Annotated in this window: 4 protein-coding genes; all 4 read right to left on the bottom strand. The window is 60.0% G+C overall.

Features of this window, described 5'->3' with window-relative positions:
- On the bottom strand, window positions 1-346 hold a 346-nt coding region (locus WAW39_RS16345), incomplete at its 3' end, for a tRNA (adenosine(37)-N6)-dimethylallyltransferase (RefSeq protein WP_422320257.1).
- A 24-nt stretch (window positions 347-370) separates the two neighbouring features.
- Window positions 371-535, bottom strand: coding sequence for a hypothetical protein (locus tag WAW39_RS16340; RefSeq protein WP_422320256.1), 165 nt, complete (start codon window positions 533-535; stop codon window positions 371-373).
- A 1,155-nt stretch (window positions 536-1,690) separates the two neighbouring features.
- A complete protein-coding gene (locus tag WAW39_RS16335; RefSeq protein WP_422320255.1) occupies window positions 1,691-3,010 on the bottom strand; it encodes a Fic family protein in 1,320 nt (439 codons plus the stop codon).
- A gap of 843 nt (window positions 3,011-3,853) precedes the next feature.
- Window positions 3,854-4,699, bottom strand: an 846-nt coding sequence (locus WAW39_RS16330; RefSeq protein WP_422320254.1) for a vWA domain-containing protein, incomplete at its 5' end; no start/stop codon positions are given.

Here is a 4,699-nt window from a genome sequence, read left to right as displayed (position 1 = left end):
GGGGAGACAGGCCATGGGTGAGCGCCTTGATGTAGAGCCCGGAGCCACCCACCACGATGGGCACGCGGCCACGCACGGCGATGTCCTCGATCTTTGGCAGTGCCAGCGCGTGGTAGCGCTGCGCATCGCAGGCCTCCGTGAGCGGGATCACGCCGTAGAGGTGGTGCGGCACGCTCGCGAGCTCCGCCAGGGAAGGCTTGGCCGTGAGGATGTCCATGCCCGCGTAGAGCTGAAAGGCATCCGCATTCACGATCTCCCCGCCCACATGCTTCGCCAGGGCGATGGCCAAGGCCGTTTTGCCCGAGGCCGTGGGCCCGGTGATGAAGAAGGTGCTGGCAGGAAGCATTCGGGGGTCGCAGCGGGCTGCGCCTCAGAATTTGCTCTCGATCTTGCGGCCCACGTGCTCGATGCCTTCACCGGTCTTGTGGATGGCGTGGTCCACACCACGGCCCGCACGCGTCATGGGCCCGCCACTGCCACGGCAGGAAGCGAGGGAGAAAACAGCGACAATGAGGAAAGAGGCGATGATTTTCATGGCGGCGCAAAGTAGTGCAAAGGGAGGTGTGGCTCAAGCGGGGAGTGAGGGGGGGATGTTTCGTCCTCGTTCTCCTTCTCGTCCTCGATCCTGTAGCGCCGCTGGATCTTGAATGCGGAATCTTCATTCTCTTTCGGAAACGTTGCATGGGTTTCGTTCCCGATGCCTTCACCGCCCAGAGGCTCAAACGCGGGCACCGTGAAAAGGGGGGAGCGATGGGGCCACACCGCACGCTGGGACGAAGGAATCTACGGACGCGCACAACGCGTCCCTACCATCCCCTGCGGCGCGTCTGGCATGGTAGGGAACCGCTGAGTCGGGTCCGTGATTATGGGTCTATCTCCCCCGCAGGCGCTGAAAAAGGTGCGCCGTCCGTGGGGCGATGAAAATGCAGGGGCGGCTCGCTCAAACGAGGCCTGCCTGTATCAGCGCCGCTCCTGAGTTGCCGAGTTTCCACGCCTAAGCACGGCAACTTGGCAACTCGCGTCGGTGAGGCTCCGACTGCCGACGGGAGGCTTCCACTGTTTCCACAGTTTCAACGGGGGAGTGTGTGAATCCAGCCGATGTCGAGTGGGCCATGGCAGGCTCTGAAGCGTACCCGCAAAACATGGCAACCCAAACACCCCTTCTGGTTGCCGTCATTGGAGGTGAGAATGACCTTGTTCCACTTCGTCAGCCTGCGTCGAATTGCCAACGCTTTCCAACGGCTGCCGCCTGCTGCCTCTTCGTGCGCTGTCTGTTTTGGCTGTCGTCAGCCTCGTGGTTGCCGGTTGCCCCCCTAGATTCTCGCGATGGCAACCGGCAACCGGCGGTGGTGGCAGCCCGCCGATGGGAGGTTTCCACTGTTTCCACAGTTTCAACGGGGGTGAGTGTGAGGTGGCTCTGTGCGAATGGAGGCTAGAATGGCGCGACAGCGTCTTGGAGTGCGTGCGGCAAGCCCTGGCGCGACGCCGCTTTGGCAGGTCGGACGGCAAGGTAAGGCCCAAGAGCATTCAACACCTCACGAAAGCGGTGTCGCCGATGCAGGCTTGCGCCGTGCATCTCTGCCACCGCAGTCCAAGACGCTGTCGCGTGGCTCGTGGACATCCAGCCTGCTCCACAACCATGCATGCGCTTAAATGAATGCTGTTCATGATTGCCACCCAATGGCGGCGTTCATTCCTTGCTGCCGCTGCGTTTCTTGATCTCCTCGAAGGCGTATGCCAGGGCTATGTTGGCAAGGCTCTCGGCTTCGTCGGGAAGGACTGGTTCTGAGTATGGCCTGCGCAATTGCTCCTGACCATTGATCTTTAGAATGTAACGGTAATCACCAAAGGTTAGGTTGAACGATGCTTGCACGTCAAAAGGGTGAGAACCTGCGCTTCCGTAACCACGTAAATCATGCTGCACCGAGAGTTCAGAAGTCTGATCGGCGTGTTTTAGGATGTGTTCCAAGCTGACCAATGGCTTGGAGGTTACGCCGTTTATGATGGGTCTTACTTGCAATCTTTGGTCTGTGAAAAGAGGCGCAAGCTTGTTGAGCTTCGCGTCAAACTTTTCGATGAACTCACGAAGCCCCAGATCAAGCAGCTCTCGCAGTGTCTCGGCAGACCTCTTTTTTTCACCCTTCGGTCCCTGCTGATTCCTCACAAAGATAGCCACCTCCTTTTCCAGATCACTTGGCTCTTCAATGCTTTCTCCTTTGGCGGCCTTGATGCCTAACTGCAGCGACCATTCCAAACGGCGCTGGAGGTAGGTCATGAGGGCGGAGAGTTCGCCGGCGTCTGCGAGGCGAAGGGCGGTGAGGTAGGCTTCCTTTTCATCGGTGCGGACGATGAGGGGCAGGTAGCCGTTTCGGATGAGCACGTAGTTCACCAGCAGGCGGGCCACACGGCCATTGCCGTCGTCGAAGGGATGGATGAGGACGAAATCGTGGTGGAGCTTGGCAATGCAGGCGGCGATGGGCAGGGTGGGGGAGGTCAACTCCTGGCGCAACCATGAGACAAGATCGCCCATACGTGCCGGTGTTTCTTCCACACTGGCAAACAGGAAGATGCCGTCATCTGGCAGGCGTACGTTGTTGGGGGTGGTTTTGTATTGGCCAGGAATGATCTCTTTGCGTGTGCTCTGGCCGTCAGTTGTTTCAGCGTACTTCCAGAAGGGCTCTTTGAGGATGATGCGGTTCAGGTCGCGGATGTCGCTCTCGGAGATGAGGCGGTCTTTGTCTGAAGCGAGGGTGCGCACGTGCTCGATGCCCACATCATGCGCTTTCATCTCCAGATATTCACGGTGGCTGTGGTTGCCGGTGGTGCGGTCATACACTAGAAACTGCACGGTCTCACCATAGGTCAGGGTGTTGCCTTCGATGTGGTTGGAGTGGTAGTTCCATTCCAGGCGCAGCTTTTTCCACAGACGTGTCTCGTTCTCCGCCGACAAAGGCTGGAGGGCCTGCCATTCATCCCGCAGGGCGTCGAGGGGCTGGAGCTCGGTGTGCATGCGGCAGGGAAGCCGGAGATGGAAACACATGCCACAGGAAAAGCGGAAAAGATGGCGGCAAAGAGGAGGTGTTTGTCCATCTGTCATGCGCGCGCGTGCACCTCCCCCCGGAGTATTTGGCGAACTTTCTTCTGCGGCCTTGGGTCGGATACACACACACTCCCCCGTTGAAACTGTGGAAACGATGGTTGTTTCCCATCGGCAGGCGAAGTCGCACCGCCGCTGGTTGCCGGTTGCCATCGCGAGAATCTAGGGTGGGCAACCGGCAACCAAGGTGATAAAACAGCCCCAAAATTTGGTGCAGGAAGTGGCAGCAGGATGCATGAGGTGGCAAAGGAGTGCAGGCCGATGCAATCCATTGAGGCCACGAAAGCGCCAGAGACGGCAACCAAAAGGGGTGTTTGGGTTGCCATGTTTTTTAGCTCACGCTTCGGAGCCTGCCATGCCCACCGGCGCAGGATTGTTCTCACACCAGCCCCCGTTGAAACGGTGGAAACAGTGGAAGTCTCCGCGCCCGCTGGTGGAGGAAAGGGATCATCCTGATCCGCAGTGTGCACACCCGGAAATCATGGCAACCAGCAGGAGGTCATAAGTTGCCATCAGGGTGGGGCCAATGCAGCCATGAAATACCATGGATTGCCACGCAATGCCATGGGCGGCTTCTATTTGCTCAGGTTTGCCGTTTCTGAAAGGTCGAGTTGCCGAGTTGCCGTGCTTAGGTGTGGAAACCGGCAAGTCAGGGGGCTGCCGGCCTGCGGAAGCATTCGGCTCTTCATTCCCGCAGCACCCAGCGGGTGCGAAATGATCGAGGACGAGTAGGAGAACGAGGACGAACACCACCTCTCACGGTGGCACCGTAAACGTCCCGCCGCACGCATCCGCGATCTGCTTCAGCAAGGGCGGCTCGGTGCTGCCGGGCAGGGTTTCTTCGCCGATGCTGATGCAGTGGATGCGGACCTTGTACTGGGTGTGGATGCGCTGGGCGAGATCCAGCACCATGGCGGGGGTGCCGTCGCTGGGCTGGCCGTCGCTGAGGAAGACGAGGGTGTCGATGTTGCCCGCTGGGAGGATGCGGGTGAGGGCGTGGCTGAAGGCCTGGCACATGGGCGTGCCGCCGTCGGCCTGGATGCGATCCACGAACTGCACGGCCTGCTTGTGGTTCTTCTCGTCGTTCAGCGCCATGCCGCGTGAGGAGAAGCAGGAGTCCACGGTTTCGCCAAAGGTGAGGATGCCGTAGCGCAGACTGGCGGGCTTGTTTTGCAGCGCGGTGAGGAGATTGCTCATCTGCCCCTTGAGCTTGCTGATGCGGTCGTCGGCGCTCATGCTGCCGCTCACGTCGAGGACGAAGAGCGCGCCTTTGCCGCGGATTTCCAGGCCGTAAAACGAGGCCATGTTCACGGCGGGATCGTCCTCCAGCGGCTTGAGCAGCTTCTGCAGTTTGAGGTATTCCGCGTATTCGCTGCGGGGCAGCATTTTCCACGGGATGCTCGCGCCCTGCGCAGTGATCCACGCCTTCCATTTCTCCGGGTCGTCCACGAAGTCCTGACCGGTGAGCTGAAACAGCGAGGCGTGCACGGCGTCGCCGATGGCTTCGTCGTTCAGATAGGGCAGGAGGGACTGTAGCGCCATGGCACTGCGCATGCCGCCCAGAGCCTCCGCCGCGCAGGCACGCATCACGTGGGCATTGGC

This window comes from Prosthecobacter sp., from assembly GCF_049294395.1.
In the GTDB taxonomy this organism is placed as follows: Bacteria; Verrucomicrobiota; Verrucomicrobiia; order Verrucomicrobiales; family Verrucomicrobiaceae; genus Prosthecobacter.
This window is presented reverse-complemented; position numbering and strand designations above follow the sequence as displayed.

Bases quoted from the DNA above. Each gene is read 5' to 3' on its own strand.
- WAW39_RS16340 (WP_422320256.1), bottom strand. From the start codon at position 535: ATGAAAATCATCGCCTCTTTCCTCATTGTCGCTGTTTTCTCCCTCGCT.
- WAW39_RS16335 (WP_422320255.1), bottom strand. From the start codon at position 3,010: ATGCACACCGAGCTCCAGCCCCTCGACGCCCTGCGGGATGAATGGCAG.